The sequence below is a fragment of the Chloroflexus sp. genome (genome assembly GCF_034431535.1).
Lineage (GTDB): Bacteria > Chloroflexota > Chloroflexia > Chloroflexales > Chloroflexaceae > Chloroflexus.
In genome coordinates, this window is record NZ_DAOUDC010000078.1 from 36,512 (window position 1) to 62,951 (window position 26,440).

Annotated in this window: 22 protein-coding genes; 7 read left to right on the top strand and 15 right to left on the bottom strand. The window is 59.8% G+C overall.

Annotated features, from left to right (window positions below; all coding sequences use genetic code 11):
* Window positions 1-74: 74 nt before the first annotated feature.
* The 3 genes from U9R61_RS19645 to U9R61_RS19655 all read right to left on the bottom strand — a co-directional run bounded on the left by U9R61_RS19645 (window position 75) and on the right by U9R61_RS19655 (window position 3,967).
* Window positions 75-998: a response regulator gene (locus U9R61_RS19645; RefSeq protein WP_322490505.1), complete on the bottom strand. Its 924-nt coding sequence runs from the start codon at window positions 996-998 to the stop codon at window positions 75-77.
* A gap of 212 nt (window positions 999-1,210) precedes the next feature.
* A complete protein-coding gene (gene aspS, locus U9R61_RS19650) occupies window positions 1,211-2,977 on the bottom strand; it encodes an aspartate--tRNA ligase (protein WP_322490506.1) in 1,767 nt (588 codons plus the stop codon).
* Window positions 2,978-3,049: 72 nt separating this feature from the next.
* Entirely contained in the window at window positions 3,050-3,967 is a 918-nt protein-coding gene (locus U9R61_RS19655; RefSeq protein WP_322490507.1) for a polyprenyl synthetase family protein, read from the bottom strand.
* 377 nt (window positions 3,968-4,344) lie between these two features.
* Here U9R61_RS19655 and U9R61_RS19660 point away from each other — a divergent pair, with 377 nt between their 5' ends.
* The gene (locus U9R61_RS19660) at window positions 4,345-6,801 is read left to right on the top strand and encodes a penicillin acylase family protein (protein WP_322490508.1); all 2,457 of its coding nucleotides are present in this window, start codon (window positions 4,345-4,347) and stop codon (window positions 6,799-6,801) included.
* A gap of 211 nt (window positions 6,802-7,012) precedes the next feature.
* Window positions 7,013-8,452, top strand: a complete 1,440-nt coding sequence (locus tag U9R61_RS19665) for an HD domain-containing protein (protein ID WP_322490509.1) — start codon at window positions 7,013-7,015, stop codon at window positions 8,450-8,452.
* Between the two features lie 10 nt (window positions 8,453-8,462).
* Here the strand turns inward: U9R61_RS19665 and U9R61_RS19670 are convergent, their stop codons facing one another.
* Both U9R61_RS19670 and U9R61_RS19675 read right to left on the bottom strand, forming a co-directional pair.
* On the bottom strand, window positions 8,463-8,615 hold the full coding sequence (locus U9R61_RS19670; protein ID WP_322490510.1) for a hypothetical protein: 153 nt from the start codon (window positions 8,613-8,615) through the stop codon (window positions 8,463-8,465).
* A 103-nt stretch (window positions 8,616-8,718) separates the two neighbouring features.
* Window positions 8,719-9,105 carry a response regulator gene (locus U9R61_RS19675; protein ID WP_066784786.1) on the bottom strand — a complete coding sequence of 129 codons (387 nt, stop codon included), beginning with the start codon at window positions 9,103-9,105 and terminating at the stop codon, window positions 8,719-8,721.
* A 189-nt stretch (window positions 9,106-9,294) separates the two neighbouring features.
* On the opposite strand from U9R61_RS19675, the gene U9R61_RS19680 reads away from it, so the two are divergent.
* Complete coding sequence (locus U9R61_RS19680; protein WP_322490511.1) at window positions 9,295-10,200, top strand: AEC family transporter; 906 nt, start codon at window positions 9,295-9,297, stop codon at window positions 10,198-10,200.
* Window positions 10,201-10,334: 134 nt separating this feature from the next.
* Window positions 10,335-11,543 carry a TRAP transporter substrate-binding protein gene (locus U9R61_RS19685; protein ID WP_322490512.1) on the top strand — a complete coding sequence of 403 codons (1,209 nt, stop codon included), beginning with the start codon at window positions 10,335-10,337 and terminating at the stop codon, window positions 11,541-11,543.
* A 121-nt stretch (window positions 11,544-11,664) separates the two neighbouring features.
* Here the strand turns inward: U9R61_RS19685 and U9R61_RS19690 are convergent, their stop codons facing one another.
* The 3 genes from U9R61_RS19690 to U9R61_RS19700 all read right to left on the bottom strand — a co-directional run bounded on the left by U9R61_RS19690 (window position 11,665) and on the right by U9R61_RS19700 (window position 15,648).
* On the bottom strand, window positions 11,665-12,999 hold the full coding sequence (locus U9R61_RS19690; RefSeq protein ID WP_322490513.1) for a TRAP transporter large permease subunit: 1,335 nt from the start codon (window positions 12,997-12,999) through the stop codon (window positions 11,665-11,667).
* A gap of 14 nt (window positions 13,000-13,013) precedes the next feature.
* A complete protein-coding gene (locus tag U9R61_RS19695) occupies window positions 13,014-13,577 on the bottom strand; it encodes a TRAP transporter small permease subunit (RefSeq protein ID WP_322490514.1) in 564 nt (187 codons plus the stop codon).
* A 235-nt stretch (window positions 13,578-13,812) separates the two neighbouring features.
* A complete protein-coding gene (locus tag U9R61_RS19700) occupies window positions 13,813-15,648 on the bottom strand; it encodes a phosphoenolpyruvate carboxykinase (GTP) (RefSeq protein WP_322490515.1) in 1,836 nt (611 codons plus the stop codon).
* Between the two features lie 218 nt (window positions 15,649-15,866).
* On the opposite strand from U9R61_RS19700, the gene secG reads away from it, so the two are divergent.
* Window positions 15,867-16,190 carry a preprotein translocase subunit SecG gene (secG, locus tag U9R61_RS19705; protein ID WP_322490516.1) on the top strand — a complete coding sequence of 108 codons (324 nt, stop codon included), beginning with the start codon at window positions 15,867-15,869 and terminating at the stop codon, window positions 16,188-16,190.
* Between the two features lie 3 nt (window positions 16,191-16,193).
* On the top strand, window positions 16,194-17,858 hold the full coding sequence (locus U9R61_RS19710) for a peptide ABC transporter substrate-binding protein (protein WP_322490517.1): 1,665 nt from the start codon (window positions 16,194-16,196) through the stop codon (window positions 17,856-17,858).
* Here the strand turns inward: U9R61_RS19710 and U9R61_RS19715 are convergent.
* On the bottom strand, window positions 17,850-18,500 hold the full coding sequence (locus U9R61_RS19715) for a hypothetical protein (protein ID WP_322490518.1): 651 nt from the start codon (window positions 18,498-18,500) through the stop codon (window positions 17,850-17,852). The genes U9R61_RS19710 and U9R61_RS19715 overlap by 9 nt on opposite strands.
* A gap of 282 nt (window positions 18,501-18,782) precedes the next feature.
* Here U9R61_RS19715 and U9R61_RS19720 point away from each other — a divergent pair, with 282 nt between their 5' ends.
* Entirely contained in the window at window positions 18,783-20,879 is a 2,097-nt protein-coding gene (locus U9R61_RS19720; RefSeq protein WP_322490519.1) for a hypothetical protein, read from the top strand.
* 10 nt (window positions 20,880-20,889) lie between these two features.
* Here U9R61_RS19720 and U9R61_RS19725 read toward each other — a convergent pair whose 3' ends face one another.
* From U9R61_RS19725 to U9R61_RS19750, 6 genes are all read right to left on the bottom strand, one after another.
* Window positions 20,890-21,132 carry a hypothetical protein gene (locus U9R61_RS19725; protein ID WP_322490520.1) on the bottom strand — a complete coding sequence of 81 codons (243 nt, stop codon included), beginning with the start codon at window positions 21,130-21,132 and terminating at the stop codon, window positions 20,890-20,892.
* A complete protein-coding gene (locus tag U9R61_RS19730) occupies window positions 21,119-21,691 on the bottom strand; it encodes a hypothetical protein (protein ID WP_322490521.1) in 573 nt (190 codons plus the stop codon). The genes U9R61_RS19725 and U9R61_RS19730 overlap by 14 nt, the downstream gene beginning before the upstream one ends.
* A 290-nt stretch (window positions 21,692-21,981) precedes the next feature.
* Window positions 21,982-23,538, bottom strand: coding sequence for a UDP-N-acetylmuramoyl-L-alanyl-D-glutamate--2,6-diaminopimelate ligase (locus U9R61_RS19735; protein WP_322490522.1), 1,557 nt, complete (start codon window positions 23,536-23,538; stop codon window positions 21,982-21,984).
* Window positions 23,539-23,578: 40 nt separating this feature from the next.
* A complete protein-coding gene (locus tag U9R61_RS19740) occupies window positions 23,579-24,637 on the bottom strand; it encodes a lipid II:glycine glycyltransferase FemX (protein WP_322490523.1) in 1,059 nt (352 codons plus the stop codon).
* A complete protein-coding gene (locus tag U9R61_RS19745; RefSeq protein ID WP_322490524.1) occupies window positions 24,634-25,443 on the bottom strand; it encodes a PIG-L family deacetylase in 810 nt (269 codons plus the stop codon). Before U9R61_RS19745 ends, U9R61_RS19740 begins: the two co-directional genes overlap by 4 nt.
* Window positions 25,444-25,449: 6 nt before the next feature.
* Complete coding sequence (locus U9R61_RS19750) at window positions 25,450-26,361, bottom strand: HEAT repeat domain-containing protein (protein WP_322490525.1); 912 nt, start codon at window positions 26,359-26,361, stop codon at window positions 25,450-25,452.
* Between the last annotated feature and the right edge of the window lie 79 nt (window positions 26,362-26,440).

The window sequence follows — 26,440 nt, forward strand, 5'->3', positions numbered from 1 at the left end:
AAAACAGAGCGGTTGCACCGCCCTTTGCCTTGCGTAGTATAGCAAAGGGTTAGCGTGGTGTCAAATGCCATTCGCTACTCGCTGCGCGCAATCCGGGCCATTTCCTCGCACGCGCGCAAGGCGGCGATCCGCGCCCAACCAAGCGATGCGTTAGCGCCAATCGCCAGCAACAGGATCAGGTCATCAACCGACGCCATAATGATGTTTTGATCTTGGCCCTCGTGAATGACTAAATGGCCGGGACGTTGCTGGCCCAAATGGCGGCCAATCTCGGCCAGCGCCAGCGTGTTGCCGGCCGCCAGCGCCGCCACGACCGTGACATTAATATCGCGCCGCCGGCTCCAATGGCTGAGCACCAACCCGCTCATATCGGCCAAAATGGCGCACTGCACATCGGGCGCCAGTGCCAAATCCTTCAACGCCTGCCGCATACGTTCGAGCTGGGCTTCCGAATAGCTGCGCCCGCTCCGGCCGGGCTGGTTGGGTGTCAGCCGCATCGCCACCGCCGAGTTCACCGCCGGCGCTAGCGGCAGTGACTGGCGTGTACGCAGAGCGGCCAGCCGCTGGCTAAACCGGCTGCCGCTGGCCGGTTCGGCTGGTTGCGCTTCAGGGCGGCTAGCGCCCACCGGCTTGATCGGATCGAGCAAGGTGGTCGCCGCTAACCGCAATTGCTCAGCAGTGGCTGGCTTGGTCAAGACGTAGTCAATCTGCAATTCGGCTTTGAGTTGCGGCGATAAGTCTTCGGGACTAATCGTAAACACTACCACCGCTGTGCCCGGATCAAGCTGGCGCACCCGCTGGATCAACTCGATCCCATTCATACCCGGCATACGCAGATCGGTGAATAACAGATCGACTGGCTGGCGTGAAATGTGCAACAGCGCAGCCTCCGCCGAAGAGACATCGCTCACTTCGTATGGCGTATCATCGGTGAGCGCCAACGCCACCAACCGGCGAATGTTCGGATCATCATCGACAATTAAAATACGCTTGGGCATACTTGCTCCGGCGAACGCAACGCCGCGCCTATCTCGGCGCGGCGGCGGCATGGACGTCGTGCATCTTATAGTATAGCTTTTTTGCGCAAACTTGTCGCCGGGTCAGAAGTACTACTTTTTTCGCAGCCACCGTAGCCGGCAGGTTGCGCGCCTGCCGCCGAGTTGGCGATCGGCAGCGACCGCTCTACCTGCTACAGTGGCACGCCGGATCATCATTCATCGACGATCCGGATATGCAGCTCCTTCAACTGGCGCTCATCAACCGGCGACGGCGCGTTGGTCATCAGATCGACTGCTTGCTGCGTCTTGGGGAAGGCCATCACTTCACGGATGGTCGGCTCGCCGGCCAAGATCATCACCAGCCGATCGATGCCGGGAGCGATCCCGCCGTGGGGTGGCGCGCCATATTCAAACGCCTCCAGCATGTGACCAAACTGGGCCTGCGCCTGCGCTTCGCTGATGCCGAGCAGCGAAAAGATCTGCTGCTGCACGTCGCGACGATGGATACGGATGCTACCACCACCGGCCTCGTAGCCATTGAGGATCAGGTCGTAAGCCTTGGCGCGCACCTTGCCCGGATCGGTCGCCAACAGATGCAGGTCTTCGTCTTTGGGCGCGGTGAAGGGATGGTGAACGGCGTCCCAGCGCTGCTCGTCCTCGTTCCATTCCACCAGCGGAAAATCAACCACCCACGCAAAGCAGAGCGTGTTGGGATCGGCGAGGTGCAGCCGTTCAGCCAGATTACGGCGCAGCTTGTCGAGCGAGGCGGCAACTACCGCCGGCTGATCGGCGACGATCAACAACAGATCGCCGGGTTGCGCCGCCATGCGTTGGGCAATCGCATCAAACTCGCCGGGAGCGAGGTTCTTGGCGAAGCTCGAACGGACTTCGCCGCCATCAGCCGGCAAGACGGCCCACGCCAACCCATTTGCGCCGCCGGCGCGCACCACCTCGGCCAGTTCGTCGATCTGCTTGCGCGAGAAGGTTGCGCACCCCGGCGCCCGAATCCCTTTCACCCGACCGCCAGCAGCTAGCGCACTGCGGAACACTTGGAACGGCGTCTCAGCTAACAGATCACTGAGATTGACCAATTCGAGGTTGTAGCGCAGATCGGGCTTATCGGAACCGTAACGCTCCATTGCTTCGGTGTATGTGAGGCGGCGGAACGGTGTCGGCAGATACTTGTGCGGCGTTATCGTGCGGCACAGGGCGGTAAAGAGCCGCTCGATCAGATTGAGCACGTCTTCCTGATCGACAAAGCTCATCTCCATATCGAGCTGGGTAAACTCAGGCTGGCGATCGGCGCGCTGATCTTCATCGCGGAAGCAGCGGGCAATCTGGAAATATTTATCGTAGCCGGCCACCATCAGCAACTGCTTAAGTTGCTGCGGGCTTTGCGGCAGAGCATAAAACTTGCCCGGATGCAAACGTGAGGGCACCAGATAGTCACGCGCACCTTCCGGGGTTGATTTGATCAAGATCGGGGTCTCGATCTCAAGAAAGCCCTCGTTGTCAAGAAAATCGCGGATAAACTTGACCACGCGATGGCGCAAGATCAGATTGCGCTGCATCCGCTCGCGGCGCAGGTCAAGGTAGCGATACTTGAGGCGCACCGCTTCATCTTCGCCACCCTCTTTGGCAATGTAGATCGGCGTCGTGCGAGCCGAGTTCAGCACCTGTGCCTCGCTCGCAGACACTTCAATCTCGCCGGTGGCAATGTCAGGATTGACAGCTTCGGCAGGGCGAATGCGCACCCGACCGCGCACCTGAACGACATATTCCGAGCGCACGGTCTCGGCCACTTCATGCGCTGCCGGGTTGGCGCTGTCAAACACGACCTGCGTGATACCGTAGCGATCGCGCAGGTCAATAAAAATCAGATCGCCATGGTCGCGCCGGCGATGCACCCAGCCGGCCAGCGTCACCTCTTGGCCAGCGTGAGCGGGGCGCAACTCACCACAGGTATGTGAACGGTACATAGCCTCTCCTGCCGGATTGAAAGCGGCAACGAACGGTTAGCCGTCGCATTATAACATAGGCACTCGCCCAACTTAGCTACCAAGCTGTCCGATCAGCGCCGCCAGCCACGGGGTAGTCGCGCCAACCGGCAATTGGGCCAGCGCCTGCCGGGCCGCAGCTTGTTGTTCAACCAGAACTGCCCGCGCTGCCGGCAAGCCATCGCGCTGGATGATTGGCAACGCGGCTGCGATCGTCTCTGGTGACGGATGGGCAAAGAGCGCCTGTAACTCTGGCGCTGGCGAATTACCGGCAGCCAACACCAAGGCCAGCGGCACATGACCGGCTTGCAGCCATGCGCCATCGGCCTCTAGATCGCGTATCTCTCTGGCGAGCCGCCGGGCTAAGCCAAGATGCAGGCCAAACTGTGTCGCCGGCTCAAGCAACGAGTCAGCCAACCCGCCGCACAACACTCCGGCCTGCGCCGCCGCCGCAAACAAGGCCCCGGCTAACGCTTCCTCCCGCTGCCAATACGCCACCAGCGCCGTTTCATTCGGCGTCAGGCTGCTCACCGTCGTTAACTGGCCTTCGCAGATCTGCATCACCGCCTGCGAATACAGACCAATAATGCGCGGATCAGGGCTGCGCGCCATCTCGCCGGCAGCCAGTGCAAAGAGGTAATCACCCACCATGAGCGCCACGCCGTGATCCCACGCGCCGTTGGCTACCCGGCCAGCGCGGCGGGACTGCTCGTCGATCAGATCATCGTGCGCCCGAGTTGCTGCTTCGATCAGTTCCACCGCCGCAGCGGCATGCGCGACCTGTTCGCCAGCACCATTCCCCAAGCGGGCAATGGCCAGCACAATCAACGCCCGCAACCGATCAGATGGATCGGTAACCACATGGGGGCCGACCATGGAAATGACAGCCATCCGCGCCCGCGTGCGCTCACGCAAGAGCTGCTCGACTAACAAGAAATCGTGATGTAATTCCGGCGGAACAGACCAGCTCATGGTTCGTTACTTTGACTGAGCGTGTGATTCACCTTTTGGAAAGATACGCCATCCGTTCGTCACTGTCAACCGCGCAGGCGGATGAAGGTTACACGCTGTCTCCTCGCTGGCTTCAAGGGTGGACAAAACCCATGAGCGCAGATACGGTTAATGACTTTGAGATGCGCTATGTTAAGCCCCTCTCCTACTGGCACGAGAGAGGGGGAGTGGAGAGCCGAGCGTTGAAGCATCGCCTAGCGATCAGCGGTTGTGATCGACCAGATGTTCTGTCCGCCCCTCAACTTGCCGGTTCATTCACCAGATGAACAGTTGACACTTTCGCTTGTGCGGTTGACAATACAAGTGTCACCATTCTCAGTCTGAAACGGAGGTGAAGCGTGACCTTCAACCCCTCTCGCCTCGGACGGGCCATCGGCATTACCGTTGGCGCTGTGGCGGCCCTCGCCGGCGTAGGCGCCGTCGCTGCCCTCCGCCGTCCTTTGCCGCGCACCAACGGGCGGGCCAAGCTGCCCGGTCTGCGCGCAGCCGTCGAAGTGCGCCGCGACCGCTGGGGAGTTCCGCATATTTATGCGGACAACAACGAAGACCTCTTCTGCGCCCTTGGGTATGTGCATGCCCAAGACCGGCTCTGGCAGATGGAAATGCACCGCCGGATCGGGCATGGCCGCCTCGCCGAGATCTTTGGCCCGATTGCGATCGACTCCGATCGCTTCATCCGTACCCTCGGCTTTAGCCGCATTGCCCGCCGCGAAGCTGCGTTGCTCGACGATGAGACGGCGACCTTGATGACCGCATATCTACGCGGCGTGAATGCTTGTATCGAGCAGAGCGGCAGCCGATTGCCGCTCGAGTTTACTATTCTCGGCTTCCAGCCGCAGCCGTGGGAACTGGCCGACCTCTTGGTCTGGCCAAAGATGATGTCGCTCAATCTCTCGACCAACTGGATGCAAGAGTTGTTGCAGGCGCAGATTGTGGCAACTGTCGGCATCGAGCGGGCTATTGCGCTCCGCCCGCGCTACCCCGAAGACGGCCCCTTAACGGCGCCGTCCGGCGCGCATTATACCGCCGATCTCGGCGCCGACGCGCTGCAACTGGCCAGCGATGCCGCGCTCTTTACCGGCGAAACCCAGACGCCGCAAGGCTCCAATGCGTGGGTGGCAGCCGGCAAACGCACCACTAGCGGGAGACCCTTGCTGGCGAATGACCCTCATCTCAATGTAGCTTTGCCCAACCTCTGGTACCAAGTGCATCTCGAAGGCGGCGATTTTCACGTCGCCGGCACCACCATTCCAGCCACCTGCGGTGTGATTATCGGCCATAACCAGCGCATTGCGTGGGGCGTGACCAATGCGCGCACCGATAACCAAGACCTCTTCATCGAGCAGTTCGATGCCGCTGACCCGCTGCGTTACCGCTGGCGCGATGAGTGGCTGACCGCCGAAGTCGTGACCGAGACGATTGCGGTCAAAGGCCAAGCCGAGCCGGTGGTGATCGATGTGCGTATCACCCGCCACGGCCCGATCATCGATCCGGTGGCCGGCACGCTGCGCGGCGAGCCAACCACGACCAGCGCCGAGACCACGGCGCTGGCACTGCGCTGGACGGCGCTCGATCCCTCGCCAACCTTAATGCGTTCGGTGCTGAAGCTCAACCGCGTCCAAAATTGGAACGAGTTCCGCGCCGCCTTGGCCGATTGGGATACGCCGCCGCAGAATTTCGTCTATGCCGACATCGACGGCCATATCGGCTATTGCTTGGCTGGACGAATGCCGATCCGGCGGCACGGTGACGGTATGTTGCCGGTGCCTGGCTGGAGCGGCGAGTACGAGTGGGAGGGCATGATCCCCTTTGAAGAATTGCCCAGCCAGCTCGATCCGCCGAGCGGCACGATTGTCTCTGCTAATCACCGAATTACCGGCGGTGAACAGCGCAACGCTCCGATCCATGGCTTCTGGCTCAATCCGTATCGCGCCCAACGCATCCAAGAACTGCTCGATGCCGCCAAACAACACGATGTGCGCAGCTTTGCCCGCATCCAGAATGATCTCCTGTCAGTGCCCGGCAAACAACTGGTCGAGCAGGTGGCGCGCCTGAGCCTCGAACCGGGGAGCGAGCAGCGCATCCGTGACATCCTTGTTGGCTGGGATGGCCAGCTTCACGCCAAGAGCGTCGCCGGCGCGATTTATGATGGGTTACGTTACCATCTGCTCCGCATCGTCTACCAAGAACTCGCTGACCTGTTCTACGCACCGGCGGCGCTCGGATCGTTTAGCGTGCTGCCGGCGAACATCTATCTGGAATGCGCGTTGCCGATGGTGTTGGAACGGATGGCCTCCCAACCGCTCGACCAACCCGATGAGTGGTTAGGCAATGGCCGCACGTGGGGCGGCGTGTTGCGCGCGGCGCTGGCCCGCACTGCCGCCGAACTATCCGAACGGCTGGGCAAAGATCCGGCGCGCTGGCAGTACGAGAAGATCCACAACCTGACCCTGCGCCATCCGCTGGGGAGCGTACCGGCGCTGACCCCGCTCTTTAACCGCGGGCCATGGCCGATGGGTGGCGATCTCGACACCGTCAACCATTGCTACATTCCACGCGATATTGCCGGTATGAAGATCTACAATGCACCGTCGCTGCGCTTCATTCTCGATCTGAGCGACTGGGACGCTTCCCGCGCCATTTTGCCCGCCGGCCAGAGCGGCCATCCGGCGAGCCCGCACTATGCTGATATGACCGATGCGTGGCGGGCCGGCGCGTATCATCCGCTGTTATGGACGCGACCCGCCGTGGAGCGGTATACTGATGGGGTGTTGACCTTGACCGGTGAAGGATAACTGCATCCTGCGGACGCCGGTGAACCTCGCGCAATGGTTGTTGCGAGCGCGCGTGGGGAGCCAGCGATGCTGGCTCCCTGCCGCCACACGGATCATCGCGCAGATAACGTTGCCCAAAAGAGCACATGTGCGTCCACGCAAGCATTGTACGTCTCTGTCACCGGTGCGCAGCCCTTCACGCCGCGCGCTTGAATGACTGTTGAACGTCATCATGAACAGCATCTTCCAATTGATCGCAGATCTGGCCGATCAGCCGGTGTGGCTGGCCGGCGGCGCAGTACGTGCGCTACTGAGCGGGCAAACGCCGGTCGATCTCGATCTGGCCACCACCGGCAACGGCTTGGCACTGGCCAAAGCGATTGCCGATGCCAGCGGCGGCGCATTTGTTGCGCTCGATCGCGAACGCGACACCGGACGCGCCGTGTTGCCCGGCGGGATAACGATCGATTGCGCGGCGCTCCGCGCGGCTGATATCGAAGGTGATTTGCGGTTGCGCGACTTTACTATCAACGCGCTGGCTATGCCGCTCACGGCAGCATTGGCCGGCGACTGGAGCACGCTGATCGATCCGCTGGGAGGGCGTGACGATCTCGCCGCCGGTCGTCTGCGCCTCTGCGCGCCAACTAGCTTGCGCGATGACCCGTTGCGCGTGGTGCGAGCCGGGAGGTTCCGCGCCACCCACCGGCTGCATCCTGACGCCGACCTGATCGCGGCGGCGCGCGAAGCGGTGCCGCTGCTCGTGAACGTTGCCGTCGAGCGCATCCGCGACGAACTGCTGAAGACATGCGATGGGCCGGCTGCCGCCGCCGGTCTGCGGCTGCTCGAAGAGATTGGCGCGTTAACGATCATCTTCCCCGAACTCGAACCGGCCCGCGCCTGCGATCAGCCGCGGGTGCATTTTCTGCCGGTGCTGGCCCACATGCTCGAAACGGTCGCCGCGCTCGACTGGCTGATCGATGACGGTGTTCCACCGGTGGCAGTGCAGACGTATCCGCAGCTCAGTCGCGCGCTGCCCTTTCCCGACCAATACCACGAGTTGCTCAACCAGCGTCGCGGCATCGTGCGGCGCGCCGCGTTGCTCAAGCTAGCGGCGCTCTTGCACGACAACGCCAAACCGCAAACGAAGGTCAGCTACCCCGACGGTACCGTAACCTTCTACGGCCATCAGAGCTTAGGCGCAGAAACAGTTGCGCAAATTGGGCGCCGGCTCCGCCTAAGTCGCGCTGACACCAGCTATCTGGTCAGCGTCGTGCGCGAACATATGCGTCCGGGGCAGATGCGTGACAGCGAACAGTTGAGTGAGCGTGGGATCAATCGCTTCTTCCGCGACACCGGCGATGCCGGCCCCGACATTCTGCTGCACGAGCTGGCCGACCATTTGGCGACGCGCGGGCCATGGCTCGACCCCGCAGCGTGGCAACGGCATCTGGCGTGGCTAGGAGCGATGCTGGATCGATATTGGAACCCGCCGGCGCCGCCGGCGCCGCCGCTGATTCGCGGCGACGAACTGATGGCAGCATTACAGATCGGGCCGGGGCCGGAAGTGGGGCGATTGCTGAAGTTGATCCATGAAGCGCAATTAGCGGGGGATATTCACAACACGGAAGAGGCGTTAGCCTTAGCCCGCGCGCTCCGTCTTGCAGAGCACTAACACGCAGAAATTATTGGGGCCGGCGCGGCAGCCGGATCCGATCGGTCTGCTGGCGCTCGGCGGAAGGTGCGTGCTCATCTTCCAGTAATGGCAGCAATGCTAGGGTCAACGCAATCATCACAACGAGGATGATCGAGGGCAGTAGCGACAGCCAATCAGACATCACATGCCTCCGGTTACGATGGCTACAGCAACAATAGGCGCCCTCATCGTAACGGGAGGACTGGCGCGCGAGAATGAAAATGATCTGATGTTATGCTGACAGACTACTTGCGCAACACATCGCGCACAATCTGCTCGAGGCGATCGAGCGGGAAGGGCTTAGGCAGATAGTAATCGATCCGCTGTTCGCGAGCGCGCTTTTCCAACTCAGGGGTAGCGTAAGCGGTAATCATCACCACGCTGGTATCGGGAGAAGTCTCCTTGATGGCTGCGGCCAGTTGCAGACCATTCATGCCGGGCATATTGTAGTCGGTGATCACGAGCGGCACCCGGCGCAGCGCGATTTGGGCCAGCGCATCAGCACCGCTATTGACGGTAATAATATCGTAACCACCGGTCAGATCACGCATCAAGCGATGCAAGATGATGAGGATATCAGGCTCATCTTCTACCAGAATGATGGCTGGATTGCGACCGGAAAAATCCGACATACGAGAAACTCCTTAAACCGCCAGCAATAGCTGATGCTTGCGCAAAACACCAGATCGGGCTTTTGCAAGTAGCGGTATTGTATCACAGCCGTGCATGACGGGCAAGCATTGAAGAAATGGTATCATAGGCACCATTACTTGCCCCGCCCTTGCCCCGTTGATGGGGCGCCTGAAGAAAACACAATTTGTATGAGCCAATTGCCCGGCATCTTCCTCAACGTGCTTGCCCCTGTCTTCTTACTCGTCTTGCTTGGCTACTTGACCGGCCCGCGGCTGCAACTCGAAGCGCGCACCCTTTCGCGCTTCGCGTACTTTATTCTGACCCCGGCGTTCGTGTTTTACGTGCTCAGCCAAACCCGGATCGAGGCAGGATTAGCCGGACGCATGATCGGCTTTATCACGGTCGTGTATATCGGCTCGATCATGATTGCCTTTGTGGTAGCCCGTCTGCTCAAGCGTAGCCCGGCAATGACCGCGGCATATGTCATGATCGCGGCGTTTGGCAACGTCGGCAATTTCGGCTTGCCGATCATTCAATTCGCCGAAGGGCCGGCGGCGCTCGGTGTTGCGACGGTCTACTTCTTAGCCAATCTGGTGCTGGCGTTTATTGTCTGCGTCGGGGCAGCCAACTTCAGTCGCGGCTTCAGTATCGGTATGGCCATTCAAGTCTTTCGCACCCCAGCTCTGCTGGCGCTGCCGCCAGCGTTGTTGTTCAACTGGCTTGAGATCACGCTGCCGCCAGTCGTGATGCGCCCGCTCGAATTGCTCTCCGGCGCGCTGATCCCGACCATGCTGATCGTATTAGGCGCGCAACTGGCCGCTGCCGGCATTCCCCGCATTAACGCTGATCTACTGATATCTAGCACCGTGCGCCTCATCAGCGGGCCCGTTTTGGCCTTTGGCATCGTCGGCTGGTTTGCCCTGCCGTCACTCGAACGCAACGTCGGCATCTTGCAAGCCAGTATGCCCACCGCAGTGCTCGTCAGCATTATCGCCATGGAAAACGACCTACTGCCTGAATTTGTCACCGCAACAGTGTTATTCTCGAATCTGGCGAGTATTGTGACACTTGCCATCGTCCTCGTATTCTTGTAACCACGTTTCCAGCAACAAACAACTGGTTTAGCAAATGTTTCACAATCAATAAATCAGTAATTTGCACAATTTCGCTGGATCGTCTATAATTAAGATACCGTTCCCTTATAGTTCAGATTGCCTAGGAGCAGAGCATGAAACGACGAGAGTTTCTTCGTGGTGCCGCTGCCGGCGTTCTTGGCGGCCTCGGTCTGACGCTGGCTGCTTGTGGTCAGCCTCCGGCTGTTACCAATCCACCCACTGCTGCCCCGCCTCAGCCGACCACTGCCGGTGGCGAAGCACCAACCGCCGCAGCGACGACAGCCGCTCCGACTGCCCAAGCCCCGGCCCAAGGTTCGTCGATGCCGGCCATCGAGTGGCGCATGGGTACAAGCTGGCCGATCTCACTCGACACCATCTACGGCGGCGCGACGGTGCTGGCCGAGCGAGTGGCCGAGCTATCGAACGGCATGTTCAAGATTACCACCTTCCCCGCCGGTGAGCTCTTCCCCGGTCTTGAAGTGTTGCAGAACGTGTCACAAGGCACCGTTGAAGCAGGTCACACCGCGCTGTACTACTACGTCGGTCTCGATCCGGCGTGGGCCTTTGCTACCGCACTGCCCTTTGGTCTAACGGCACAGCAACAAAACTCGTGGCTCTACCACGGCGGTGGTGAGCAGGCGATCAATAAGTTGGGTGAGAACTTCGGTGTGATCTGCTTTGCCGCCGGCAACACCGGCACACAAATGGGTGGCTGGTTCCGCCGCGAAATCAACACCGTCGCTGACATGCAGGGGCTTAAGATGCGCATCCCCGGCCTCGGTGCACAAGTCATGGGGCGCATTGGCGTGGTCACGCAGACCTTGCCCGGTGGTGAGATTTTCCAAGCCCTTTCGACCGGGGCAATCGACGCTGCCGAGTGGGTTGGTCCGTATGATGACGAAAAGTTGGGCCTACCCGATGCTACCGAATACTACTACACTCCTGGTTGGTGGGAGCCGGGACCTTCGCTCCACGCAGTGTTTAACCTCGATGCATGGAATAAGCTGCCGAAGGAGTATCAGAACTTCATTCGCGTCGCGGCATGGGAATCGAATATGAACATGCTCGCGAAATACGATGCGTTGAACAATGACGCCCTTGAACGGATTGTCGCGAAGGGCAAGAAATTGCGTCCATACAGCGACGAGATTCTCAGTGCAGCGCAGAAAGCGGCTTTTGAGCTGTTTGCTGAGTACGAGGGCAAATCGGCGGCATTTAAGGAAATCTTCCCCGGTTGGAACACTTTCCGCCAGAAGATTCAGCGCTGGCACCAGACCAACGAGCTGCCGTTCAATCTGTTCGTGCAGCGAAATCCATACTAATGCCTAGGGGAGTATAGAGCAGGCAGCAAGCTGCTCTCCTCATTCACAATGCAACCGGAGGTAGGCTATGACCTACCTCCGGTCTTGTTTTGCAAGAAAGCAGGCTGGATTGATAGCAACCCTACTGACCAAACGAGATAGCCGGCAGATAGAGCGCCAGTTGGGGGAAGAAGATCAAAATCATCACGATCATCAACTGGATGGCGATAAACGGCACTACGCCGCGATAAATATCACCGGTGGTAATGCCGGGAGGCGCCACACCGCGCAGATAGAAGAGGGCAAAACCAAACGGCGGGGTGAGGAACGAAGTTTGCAGATTGGCGCCGAGCAACACGCCAAACCAGACCAGATCAAAGCCAAGCGCCTTCGCGACCGGCACGAAGAGCGGAATGACGATAAAGCAGATCTCGAAGAAGTCGATGAAGAACCCGAGGAAGAAGACGATCAGCATGCTGATGATCAAAAAGCCCCACGCCCCTCCGGGCAGATTGGACATCAGATCAAACACAAACTTATCGCCGCTGAGCGCGCGGAAGACCAGCGCAAAAGCGGTCGAACCAATCAGAATAAAGAGCACCATTGTCGTGGCACGCATGGTTGCATCGCACACGGCAATAAAATTCTTCCACGTCAGCCGGCGATTAGCCAGCGCTAGCAGCGTTGCACCTAGCGCACCCACCGCACCGGCCTCAGTCGCAGTGGCAATGCCAAAGAAGATCGAACCAAGCACAGCCACGATCAGCAACAGCGGCGGGATCATGACCTGCACTACCCGCTTGGTCAGCACCGCACCGGTCATCGAGCGGGCCGACAATGGCAGGGCCGGGGCCATTTCTGGTTTCAGTAGCGCAATAACCCAGCAGTAGAAGGCGAGCGCCGACGCCAACAACAAGCCGGGGATTAGCGAACCAAGGAAGAGGCGGCCCACTGAGACGCCGATCTGGTCGCCGAGCACCACCAACACCACCGACGGCGGAATGATCTGGCCGAGGGTACCGGCAGCGCAGATCACGCCGCACGCCAGCTCTTTGTTGTAGCCGTAGCGCAGCATGATCGGCAGCGAAATGAGACCCATCGCCACCACCGTTGCCGCCACCACGCCGGTGGTAGCGGCCAACAATGCGCCGACAACCACCACTGAGATCGCCAAACCACCCCGAATTGGCCCGAAGAGCACGCCCATCGTATCGAGCAGATCTTCGGCCAAGCCCGATTTTTCAAGCATTGAGCCAAGGAAGATAAAGTAAGGGATTGCGAGGAGGGTATAGTTTGCCATCACGTTAAAGATACGTGATGGCATCGCGCGGATGATAATCGGGTCAAAGATGCCGAGCGAGACACCGATAATACCGAAGACAATCGCCGTTGCACCCAAGGAAAAGGCGACGGGGTAGCCGATGCCAAGGATGACCAGCGCCCCGAGAAACATCGCGGGTCCGAGCCACTCGTACATGGAACCTCCAGAGATTACAGCTTGGTCTCTTTTTCTTCGACGACGATTTGGGATGGATCAAGGACGCCGCGAAAGGCGGCAAAGTATTTGATCGCTTCAGAGATGCCTTGAATAATCAGTAAGATCGGGCTCACGATAAGGAACGTTTTAATAATATAGCGAGGCAGACCGCCGGGATCAGGCGAATTTTCGCGAATGCGCCACGACTGTTCCACATACGGCCAGCCGAAGTAGATTAAGAGGCCGCAGAAGGGAAAGAGAAAGAATAGTGTCCCTAACAAATTGACCAATGCTTTGCGCTTGGGCGAGTAATTGCTGTAGAACACGTCAACACGCACGTGCTCATTGTGTTTGAGCGCATACGCCGCGCCAAGCAGAAAGATTATCGAGAAGATATACCACTGGGCCTCGATGTAAAAGTTTGACCCCAGCGTGCGTCCGATGGCGCGGCCCACATAGCGATTCGCGACATTCCAGACCCCAACGCCAACCACAACCGGCACCAAGATGTAGGCCAAGCGCCCAACCCATTCGGTGAAGGTGTCGATGATGCGTGAAAGGCGCAATAGTGCTTGCACGTCAATCCTTCCTTCCCTGCTGGAAATAGAATATGAAACACAAAAGCGAAACGCAGCGGAGCAATGCGGCAACCGCTCTCTTGAACAGCACTACGGAGATGCTTAAACTATACAATATGGGAATTCGCAACTTTATAGCCTAAATAGTACACGGAATCACACGCCTTGTCAAAACAAGCGGCGTACCGGCTTTCGCCAGTACGCCAACAAATGTTCCAATTGCGCCTCAACCACATTATTCGTGCGTAGCACCCCATTTCTCTGGCATGCGCCAGAGGCTCGAAAGGATGAGATCACGCACCGAGAGCAGCTCTTTCGGCAAGCGGTTGTAGAGCTTGATGAACAACTCTTCGTGGAGCAACACCTCTTGCTGCCACTCAGAGACATTACACTCCATCACCTGTTCGAATTGTTCGGGGGTAAACTGAAGACCACGCCAATCGATATCTTCGTAGCGTGGTACCCAGCCGATGGGCGTCTCGACACTGACTGCTTGTCCATGAGCACGCTCAACGATCCACTTCAGCACCCGCAAATTTTCACCGAAACCCGGCCAGATGAACTTACCGTTTTCATCTTTGCGGAACCAGTTGACACTAAAGATGCGCGGGGGATTCTTTAAGCGTCGTCCAAAGCTCAGCCAGTGGTTAAAGTAATCACCCATGTGGTAGCCGATGAAGGGTAGCATGGCGAATGGATCGCGCCGCACAATTCCCTGCTGACCCATCGCTGCGGCCGTCGTTTCCGAGCCCATCGTCGCTGCCAGATACACGCCATACGTCCAGTTGAAGGCCTGATACACCAGCGGAACCGTGCGACTGCGTCGCCCACCGAAGATGAAGGCTTCAATTGGCACGCCATTCGGATTTTCCCACTCAGGATCGATAGCCGGGTTTTGGCGAGCCGGGGCCGTGAAGCGTGCATTGGGGTGGGCAGCCAACCGACCACAACCCGGCGTCCAATCGCGACCTTGCCAGTCAATCAAATGGGCCGGCGGCTCATCGGTCATTCCTTCCCACCAGACATCGCCGTCGTCGGTCAAAGCAACGTTGGTGAAGATGCTATTCGCCCGGCAGCTCTCCATCGCGTTGGGGTTCGTCTTGTACGATGTCCCCGGTGCCACACCGAAATAGCCGGCTTCAGGATTAATTGCATAGAGCTTGCCATCCGGGCCAGGTTTGATCCATGCAATATCATCGCCAACCGTCGTCACTTCCCAACCAGCTTCCTTGAAGCTGTTCGGCGGAATAAGCATGGCAAAGTTGGTCTTACCGCATGCCGATGGGAATGCAGCCGCAACATACGTCTTGCGCCCGCTCGGCTCTTTCACGCCTAGAATAAGCATGTGCTCGGCCAGCCAACCCTCTTGGCGGGCCATCACCGACGCAATCCGCAACGCGAAACACTTCTTGCCCAGCAGGGCATTGCCGCCGTAGCCTGAGCCAAAACTCCAGATCGATCGCTCTTCGGGGAAGTGAACAATGTACTTGGTCGGATTACATGGCCACGGTACATCAGGCTGCCCCAACTCAAGCGGCATCCCTACGCTGTGTAAGCATGGGATGTAGTCACCGTTCTCTCCCAAGACATCGTAAATCTTGGTCGAGACACGAGTCATAATATGCATATTGACGACAACGTAAGGCGAGTCGGTCAACTGGATGCCGATATGGGCAATTGGTGAACCTATCGGTCCCATACTAAACGGGATGATATACATTGTCCGCCCACGCATGCTGCCTTTAAACAGCTTCAGCAAGATTTCCTTCATCTCTTTCGGCGCCATCCAGTTATTGGTGGGGCCGGCATCATCTTTCGAGACACTACAGATAAAGGTGCGGTCTTCGACGCGAGCGACATCGGAGGGATCCGAGCGGGCGAGAAAGCTGTTGGGGCGGAGTTTGGGGTTGAGGCGGATGAACGTTCCTGTTTCAACCATCTGGTTGCAGAGCATATCGTACTCGGCCTGCGAGCCATCGCAGAAATGAACCTGCGCCGGCTCGCAGAGTTCAACAATCTCCTGAATCCACTCGCGAAGCCGATGATGCCGAATGTATGCGGGAAACTGCATACGATCCTCCCTCTCTATTCAAGGCCACAACTGGGGATGATAGCTGTGACGGCTTGCACGAGTGCGATCATAGCATAGAATGCGAGTTTATGCAGATATGAAGCTGTAGACTTTCAGCAACAATTGCGCAACCAACTAACCGCAATTGGAACACGCTTCTGAATGATGGGAACGTAGCACGCGCTCAGCCAGCACGCAACCGATGATGAATGGTATGTATGGCAAATCATGCCGAATCGAACAACGCATGCCGGTTGATACTCTGTGGTATACTGATGTGCCTGCATGATGCAGCGACGAATATCGATATGAGGAGCAAGGCAGCAATGGAAACCGCTCTCTACATTGCGATTTTGGTTATTAGCGCCGTGATGAGCGTGCTGGTCATTTTGCAATCGCGCGGCGGCGGTCCCAACCGCGACACCAGCTCGATGTATCGCACGCGCCGCGGCATTGAAAAGACTCTGTATCAGGCCACGATTGCGCTGGGAGTAAGCTTTTTACTGCTCGCGCTGATCACCAGCCTCCCCATTTTCAATTAAGGTATGGCGCGCCGGATTCGTTGGCAGATTGCGATTGCGCTCACCGGGATCGGAGTGATTGTTGTCTTGTTTGGCCGCTTGGCAGCGCTCAGCGCTTCCACCGATAATCCGGCCACCGGCGGCGTCTATCGCGAGGCGGTCGTTGGAACGCCGGTGATACCGATCCCGTTACTCAACGATCCCGTTGCCGATCCGGCCGGGAGAGCGCTGATCAGCTTGCTCTTCGAGGGGTTGACACGCATCGGGGTTGATGGCTTGATCAAACCGGCCTTGGCCGAGGGGTATACAGTTGACGCCACCGGTGAAATCTATACCTTCACCTTGCGGCCGGGATTGCGCTGGCACGACGGCACACCCCTCACCGCCGATGACGTCGTCTTTACCCTGCGCACCCTCCAAGAGCTAGAGCAGGCCGGTGAACCGGCAGTCGCCAGCTTCTGGCGCGCCACCTTGATCGAACGTGTCGATAACCGCACCGTCCGATTTATTCTGTCAGGGCCATTTGCGCCCTTCCCGGCCTTAGCCCGCGTGCCGATTCTCCCGGCCCATCTGCTACGCAACATACCGCCAAGCGCATGGCCTACCAGTGAGTTCGCCCGCCAGTTGATCGGCAGCGGACCGTTCCGGTTGGCCGAATTGCGGCCCGAAGCAGCGCTGTTAACGGCAAACCCGACGTATTACAACGGTCGGCCATTTCTCGATCAGATCGAGTTGCGGTTCATAGCTACTCCTGAAGCGGCGACTGCGGCGCTTGCCCGCGGTGAAGTGACGGGCTTTGCAGAACGCTGGGGCGCCAACCTGCGGGCGGTCGATCTTCCCGGCAACGAACAGCGTATCGTCTTGCCGGTTGATGAGTATACGATCCTGACCTTTAACCTCCGCCTACCGTTGTTTCAAGAAATCCCCCTCCGCCGCGCGCTGGCGCTCGGTCTCAACCGCGATGCGTTGATTGAAACGGCAATCAATGGGTTAGCACAGCCAATTGATACACCGCTCTTGCCCGGCACGTGGGCCGATGATCCGTCCATTCGCCGGCCACCTGCCAACCCGGCAGCGGCAGCCGACCGGTTGGCTGAAATCGACTTTGAACCGGGCAGTGATGGCATCCGCCAGCGCGGCGCGCAACGGCTCAGCTTTACCCTGCTGGTTGATCAGGATGAACGCCGGCTGGCAGTGGCGCAAGCCATTGCTGAGCAGTGGCGCGCGATTGGGGTCGAGGTGACGGTCGAATCGGTCGATAGCGTGACGCTGGCCGATCGTTTGCGGCGCGGCGATTTTATGACGGCGATCCATACGTGGACCCGGATCGGCCCTGATCCCGATCCGTACAGCCTATGGCATTCTAGTCAGGCTGCCGGCGGGCTGAATTACGCCGGTCTGAACGATAGCCGGATTGACCTGCTACTTGAACAGGCGCGGTCTGAACCGGAGTTGGTGGCTCGCGCCGAGTTGTACTATGCGTTTCAACAACGTTGGCTGGAGCTATCACCGGCGATTACCCTCTATCAACCGATGTATGTCATCGTCAGCACCGTCAATTTGCAAGGGCGGGCCTTCGCTAACCCCGATTTCACCGGCCAGACCTTATTCGGCGCTGAAGATCGCTTCCGTGATGTGCAGCGTTGGTTTATCAATACCTTCCGCCGGATCGAGGGCGATTTACCGTAGATCGCGCAAATCAAACACCGGCCCTTCGACACATCGCCGTTGCCAACCGTTGCGCGTCTCAATCTGGCACGCCCGGCAGATGCCTAACCCGCACGGCAACGGCCCCGCCACCACCACCTGCGCCAAGCCGCGATCCCAACGTAAGCGCGCCGCTCGCATCGCAGCGGCTGCTTGACCGAGCAAGCTCGGCGGCAGCGCAAACAGTACCTGATCAGCCCAACGGATAGGGCTGCTGGACGCATGCGCAGCTAGCAGTTCAAACAATGCTCCATCACCAGCCGCGCTCGTCTGCACCTCAACCGTTTCCGGCAAGAGAAACGGCGGCGGGAGATACCCCTTTTCGCCGGACATGAGCAAGGCAATGCTCAGCCGGCCAGCATAGCGGCGGGCCACAAAGAGCAGCACCGGCAACGCTGTTCCCACCCCCGCCAGCAAGAGGGTGTGCGTCGCCGGTCCCGCCGCAAACGGTGTACCGAGCGGTGCGCAGAGGTCGAGGATAGCGCCCGCCGGTAGGTCAATCAGCCAAGCCAGCGCCGGATCGCGCGGATCGATGAGCAACTCAACCTCACCCTTCGTTGCATCAGCGCCGGCAAGAAAGATTGCCGGCCACAACAGCGGATCGAGGCGGTGTGACGGGCGCACGAGGGTATATTGGCCGGGTTGCGCAATGCGCCCAACCCCAGCGCAGTGACACTCAACCAGACTAAGTCCTCAAATTGATAGCGTTCATGGATAGTGGCACTATAATAGAGCTGCATTCGAGCAATCCTTGTTTAGCCACACCAATGGCATCATCAATTATCTTGGTTTTTGATGCACAGTCAATCATTGTAACTTTCTACGGCCTGTAAGCGAAGATGCTCATAGATATGGTCGCACCATCGCTCTATCATTAAAAACAACCCTTACATTATCGCAACCTATATGAGTCTCGCAAACGCACCTGCGGCCCCTACGATCCCGTGGTTCGCTCAACCTCTCACGCAATCAGGCTGGCTCAGCCACACCACCCGCGGCGAGCTGTTTCTGCTACTCGCCAGCCTTGCCCTGTACCTCTACACCCGCCTTGCCAACCTGACGGCGTTTCCCATCTACTTCTTTTGCGATGAAGCGATCCATGGGGTGTTGGCCCGCGATCTGGTCGCCAACGGCTTTCGCGACAGCAACGGTGTTTGGCTCCCGCCCTACTTTCAAAACGCCGGCATGTGGAATCTGAGCCTGAGCGTCTATCTGCATGCGTTCAGCATTCTCCTCTTCGGATTCGACAGTTCGATCTGGCACACCCGCGCCACATCGGTCTTCGCCAGCCTCCTCGCTCCACTCAGTATTGCGGCGCTGCTCCGCTTTGGCTACCACAACCGGCACTGGTGGCTCGGCATTCTCGTACTCTGCGCAATGCCGGCGTGGTTTATCCATTCGCGCACTGCGTTCGAGACGGTCTTGATGGTTGCGTGCTATGCCGGGTTTCTGGCATCGTACATGGCCTATCGGTATTATGATGACCGCTGGATAGTGGCCGCAATTCTGTTTGGCGCAGCGACGTTCTACAGCTATGCCAACGGGCAAGGAGTAATGTTGGTCAGCGGCGTGCTCTTATTCCTCAGCGACATCCGTTACCATCTTAGCCGCCCACCCCAACGGCTCTGGCTCGCCTTTGGGATATTCGCACTCGCACTTGTGCCACTGATTCGTTTCCGTTGGCTTCAGCCCGACGCGACAGTGGAACATTTGCGCACGCTCCATTCGTATTGGCTGAAACCGTTGCCACTCACCGCGAAGATCGAGCGGTTTGTCACCACCTACGACCAAGGCCTCGATCCACGTTACTGGTTCTGGCCCAACACGGTTGACCTTGACCGCCATCGCTTTCCCGATAGCGGCCATCTCCCGCTCTTCCTACTGCCATTTGTGCTCATTGGCTTGGCGATCTGCATGTGGCGCTGGCGCGAATCGATCTACCGCTTGCCAATTATCGCGCTCCTCGCCGCGCCATTCAGCAGCGCCTTGGTGGGGATTGCCATCACCCGCACGCTGGCGATGGTCATTCCCGCGACTCTGCTAGCCGTGATCGGGGCCAGTTTCCTGATCGAACGGCTCACCCTCCGTTGGCAACGCCTCGTCACGCTGCTGTTCGGGATCACCGTAGCGTTCAGCAGTTTGGTGATGCTACGCACCGCCGTGCTCGGCGGGCCGCTCTGGTTTCGCGACTACGGCCTGTACGGGATGCAGTACGGCACGCACCAGCTCTTCGTCGAGACGATCCCCGCTTTGCTGGCCCGCGATTCGCAAACGATTCTGCGCGTATCAACCGCATGGGCTAATAACCCGAACAGTTTTGTCGATTTTTTCCTCACCCCAGCCCAACGTCGCCGCATTGAACTGATCACCATCGACGGGTATCTGTATCAACGCCGTGATCTCGACCAGCAACGCGATCTCTTCATTATGACGGCAGCCGAATACGAACGCGCGCAGCAAAGCGGTAAGTTCATCATCACGCCGCCTGAGCGGATCATTCCCTACCCAGATGGGAGACCGGGTTTTTACGTAGCGCGGCTGGAATATGTCGCCAATATTGACGAGATTCTTGCCGCCGAACGGGCCACGCGCGCTGCATTGGTGGAAGAGCCACTCGTGGTTGGCGGGCAAGAGCTGATCGTCGCGCACTCACGGTTTGACATCGGCGGTATCGCCAATCTCTTCGATGGTGATCCAAACACCCTTGCGCGCGGTCTGGAAGCCAACCCGCTCGTGATCGAACTGCGTTTTGCCAATCCCCAACCGATCAGCGGGATCGAACTGGCGCTAGGAACCATGGATCTCGACTTAACCGTGACCGTGACCACCCCTGACGGCGAAACCCATGCCTTTCGCCAGCCATACCGCGGCCTGCCACCAGATCCGACAGTGACGTTTGATCTGCCGCAACCGCTGCCAACAACAAACCTCCGGCTCGACATCTTCCAACAAGGAGCCGGTGAACCGGCACACGTGCATGTGCATGAGGTGCGCTGGCGGTGAAAATCGCCGCCTATAGCCCCGCGGCAATCGTCTTTGCGCGACGCAGATCGGCCATCAACGCACTGGTCAGCGCCACTGCCCGCGCACCGGCATTGAGCATCGCCCGCGCATGTTCCGGTGTGGCCACACCACCTATGCCAATTACCGGCGCCGCCACCGCAGCGGCCACTGCCGCAACCAACCGCAACGCAATCGGAAAGATCGCTGGGCCGCCAAGGCGGCCATAGACAAGGCTGCCATCAGCTTGAGGCATACAGGCACCCACCGATGAGCGCAATCGCATCAGCGCCGGCGACGATGCTCGCCTGCGCCACCGCCACCGGATCGGGCAGCTCACCGGGCAACCGGACAAGGAGGGGAAGCAGCGTGGCCCGACGGACAGCCATAACCCGCTGGGCAGCTTCAGAGGCAGTCAGCGCCGGCAGCGCCAACTCAAATCCGGCGATACCCAGCACATCGGTGAGTTCGGCGGCAACCGCCGCCGCATCAGCGCCGGCAACGCTCACCAGCACCGGCACGTGATAACCGGCCCAGCGGGGCGCCAACCGCTCGCGCACATGTTTCACACCTAAACTCGCGCCGCCATGATGGTAGAGTACACCGGCGGGAGTAGCCAGCACCTGCGGCTGGCCGCGCCTCCCAGCAACCGTCACGGTTGGGCAAATAATCGCGCCAAGGCCATGATCGGTCTCAGGTTGCGCCAGCCCCAGCCAGCGCGCCACGCTGACCACATCGCCAAGGCTACCGGCAGCAGCGATCACCGGAGTGGCGATAGTCAGGGTGTGCGGGTTGTGGGGGGCGAGGTCGATCATGATATTGAAGAGCCGTGAACAAGGGGCGCAAGATTGAGCGATGGTTATTATATAACACTGTTGGCTCCCGCCCTCGCGGGAGATTGCTTCGCCGCGCGGAGCGCGGCTCGCAATGACATGGGTTATCTGTCATTGCTTCGGTCGGGCGGCTTCCAGCTTCGCTGGCCGCCGCCCGACCGAAGCAATCTCCTGCGACAGCGGAAGAAACCCTCTCAGGCATCCCGCTCGTTCTCGCCGGGGATTGCATTGCTGGGCGGAGCGCGGCTCGCAATGACAGAGCTGGAAGATGATCAGCGCGGCTCCCGTGAAGACTCTTGCATCTCTGCGTGGTTGCCATACCCCAGCTCGGCCAGCGCCCGTCGCGCCTCACCCTCTTCATCCCACGGAATGGGGTGATCGGCGTAGATGATACTGCCTTCGTGGCCTTTCCCCAACAGCAACACCAGATCGCCGGGCCGGGCCGCTGCCAGCGCTGCCCGAATCGCCTGCGCCCGGTCAGGAATACAGAGGTAGCCGCTGCCGACCCGCTTGCCGGCCCGTTCAACCCCGACAGCAATCTGGGCAATGATGGCCTCGCGATCCTCGCCACGCGGATCTTCATCGGTCAACACCAGCAGATCGCACATCCGGCCAGCAATCTCGCCCTGAATGGCACGCTTGGCGACATCGCGCTCGCCGGCGCTGCCAAAGACGGCAATCATCCGGCCTTGCACTTGTGGCCGGAGCATCGCAAAGATCTGCTCAAACGAATCGGGGTTATGCGCATAATCCACGATCACGCTAAACGGCTGGTCGGCATTGACCGGAACCATCCGCCCGCGCGGCGCGCGCACGCCGGCCAGCGCCGCGGCTGCCGTTGCCAGCGGAATGCCCTGCGTAAGCGCCACCGTCAGCGCGGCAAGCGCATTGCTCGCGTTGAAGCGGCCGGGCAACGGTACCGTGAGGTCAGCCTCGCCCCACGGTGACGACACGCGCACCACACTGCCCATCGGTCCGCTCTGGAGCAGCCGCCCCTGCACCTCAGCCGGTTCGTTCAGACCGTAGCGGAGGCGAGTCGCAGTGGCAGGAGCGGCGGCGAGAAAGTGGTGATGGTTGGGATCATCGGCATTGGCAATTGCCCACGTTGGGCCGGTGCGTTCGGCGAGCAGGGCAAAGAGTTGCGCCTTATCGGCACGGTACTGTTCAAACGAGCCGTGATAATCGAGATGCTCGTGACCAACATTGAGCATCACCGCCACGGCGAAGGCGCAGCCGACCAAGCGGCCCCAGCGCGGCGAAAGGGCATGCGACGTCGCCTCAATCACTGCCGTATCGCAACCGGCGGCAACCATCTCGCGCAGCAGCGCCTGCACTTCCGGCGCTTCCGGCGTACTCTGGCGGGTGTCGTTCGGCCAGCGCCGCGCCCCAATCTGAAAATCAACCGTGCTCATCATTCCCACCGCTCGCCCGGCAGCAGCCAAGAGCTGCGCGGTCAGATCGGTTGTGGTACTCTTGCCTTTGGTGCCGGTAATGCCAATCGTGACCATCGCTCGCCCCGGATAATCGTAGAACGCGGCGGTGAGCGGAGCCAGCGCCACCCGGCTATCGGCCACCACCACCACCGGCACGCCGGCTGGGGCCGGCCCTTGCCAATGGCGTTGATCGACCACCACAGCAGCGGCGCCGCGGCTGATCGCTTGGGGAAGGAACTGGTGGCCATCGCTGTGCTGGCCGCGAATCGCCACAAACAAGCTGCCCGGCTCAACCCGGCGCGAATCATAGACGAGCGAACGGATGGGAACGGCCAGGTCGCCGATCACGTGTTGAACGGCGACACCAGACAAGAGGTCAGCAAGCGTTTTGATCATACGGTGTTTCTAGGGCTGAATCGTCAAAGACTGCCAACCATTACCCGGCCAGTTTCCGCCGGGCCAGCGGGTAAAGCGGCGGCAGCAGCAGCAGATCAAACGCGGGGACGAACCGCGCCACACGCCCGCCGAAGCCTTTCTTAAAGCGATAGACGCCAATCAGCGGATCATGCTGCGCGGCTTGTTCGAGCGCGGTACGGGTTGATTCATCGGGAGCGAATGCGGCCCGGCCCAACGCATCAGGAATTCCCCACAGATCGTAGCCGATGCACCCCAATTCGCGCGCCCACCGCAGCGCATGCCATTCGAGCAGATGGTTCGCGCCGCTGCGCAACCCGTCTGCGGTCGCACCACTGTAGAGATAACGGCCATAGCGCGCATCGGCAAACACCAGATGGGCCGCCACCGGCGCACCGTTCAATTCGGCGATCAACAACCGCGCACGCGGTTGGTGCAACTGCCATGCCGCAGCGTAATACTCGGCGCTGTGAATACCAAAATCGGCCCGCGCCCCAGTCGCCTGCATGATAGCGTAAAACGTCGGCAAGTCAGCGGCTGATCCCACCCGTACCATCACACCAAGACGTTCAGCGCGGCGAATATCGGCGCGGTGGCCTTTCGAGCAGGCAGCAAACAGAGCTTCTTCATCCGGTCGCAGATCGACCACAATAGTGCTGCGCGGTTGGATCGTCTCTGCCATCGGCAGCCGCTGCCGGCTCAGCCATGCCATCAACGCGCTGGCCTCCGGTGCATCTTCCAACACATTCGGCTCCAGCCGAATCAGCACCGCCGCCATCTGCCAACCCAGCCAGCGCAGCGCGCGCAGCAACAGATCATCAATCGCCGGATCGCCGGCCAAGAGCGGCCCGCGCGGGACGTAGCCAAACGCCAACCCGTAATAGCGCCGGAAGAGGATCTGGGCGCCGGCGACCATCGTGCCCGCCCGATCGGCCACCACCAACCGCCGGTACTGCCAGCCAAACCGCGCCTTCAGCGCCCCCCACGGGCTGGCCTGTAGCAAATTGCCTTGGGGATGGGCAGCGACAAACGCATCCCACTGGGTCGGAGAGGGTTCAGTAACCTGCCACTGCCTGTTCATAGCCGCACCCACAGCCGTTCGGCGTAACGCAGCGACGGCGATGCCACCTGCTCGGCATAGGTTGTCACCGCCGCCGGCATCGCCGCGGCACTGCCAAAGAGCACCCCCAATTGGCTGGCATACGCGGCAATCGCGGCAATCTTAGCCGAACGCGCCGGCTCATCAAGCGGGATAGGATGAGGCGCATAGCGCTCTTGCCCAATCATCGCCAGTCGCTGCACGACCGCGCCGGTGATACGCGCGTAGGGAAAATCTTCGTAATACCAGCAGGCAGCGCCGCGCGCAAGCAGCGCAGCCGTAGCCGCGGCAAAGACCAACTGGTGATCGACGTGCCTCCCCACCGCTAACGGCAGATAGAAAGCGGCGGCTGGATAACGCTGCGCCAACATCGCAACAAGATTGGCGACATCTTCGGCGAGCGGATCGTCATTTGCGGGAACGGCGAACAAGCTCGTCTCATTGAAGTACGTATCAGGCCGGCGATAGATCGCATCAAGCGCCGGCCACAGAAGCGCATCCGCACCGAGGATGCGCATTGCTGCGGCATCTTCGGCCCGGCGCTGGGCCACCACCGTTGCCGGCGGCAACCCCCAGCGTTCGTGCAACGATTGAGCAAAGGGGCTAAACAGCGTGTCTGGCGGCGGACTGCCGCTACAGACATTCACCACCAACACCGATTCGCCAGCGGCGGTAGCGCGCGCAATCAAGCCGCCGCAGGAAAGCGCTGCATCATCGAGATGCGGCGACAGCACGACATGGCGATAGCCGCCGGGCAAGGCCGCGACGTGTTCGGTAACGAGCGGCATACAGCCTCAAAGGGTATCAAGATCGAGTTCAGCGAGGGCATCTTGCGCCGCCTGCGCGCGGGTCTCATCACGCGACCGGGCAATGCGCTTGAGAATCCGGCGCGCGTCAGGACCGCCGACTTGGCCGAGCGCCCAAATCGCCGCCAGCGCAATCTCGGTATCATCATCGTCAACCAGCGGCAAGAGCGAAGGCAACAACTCACGGCCATCTTCGCCAATCTCGCCGACGGCGCGCGCCGCTTCGTAGCGCAGTGCTGGCGAGGGGCTTTTCAACTCGCGCTCGATATAGGGGAACCAGCTTGGTCGCATCGAGCGACCCATCGCCAAGACCGCACTCTCGCGCATCAGGATATCGTCCATGCTATAAGCCCGCCCGATCGCAGCCTGCGCCTCCCGCGAGCCGGCAAAATACCCCAGCGCCTCAATCGCTCGTCGCCGCACTTCAAGCGGCTGCTCAGGATCATCGGCGGCGTCGAGCAACGCCGTGTGCAACCGCTCGCATGCCTCAAGGGCCAGCTCGCCAATTTCGGCGCGGTAGGCAAACCGGGCAAGGCTGAGCAAAGCCGCGGCGCGCACCTCGCCAGCTGGGTCGTGAATCATCCGGATCAGTCGATCCATCATCTGCTCGTGGTCATCTTCCCACAAGCCTTCGATCGCCAGCACCCGAATCTCAGGGTCTTGGTCAGCCAAACAGGCGCGAAACACTGGCCGATAATCAAGCCGAACCTGTTCTTCGGCTAATTCGGCCAACAAGCGCATAATATGCCGCCGCCGGTCAAGGCCAAACCGCTGCCACTGTTCCCAGAAGATATACACACTCTCTGGACCAAGATTCGCAAGCAGCTTCAGATCGAGGCGGGTCGGAGCCTGTTCAGTGGCATCAAGTTGGGCAACCCGCTCGGCAAAAGTTGGGGTCATCATATACCTTACAGGGATGGAGAGACGTTGCCGAGCAACGTCTCTCCATCGTTAAATCAGCTTAGCTACTGTAACGATA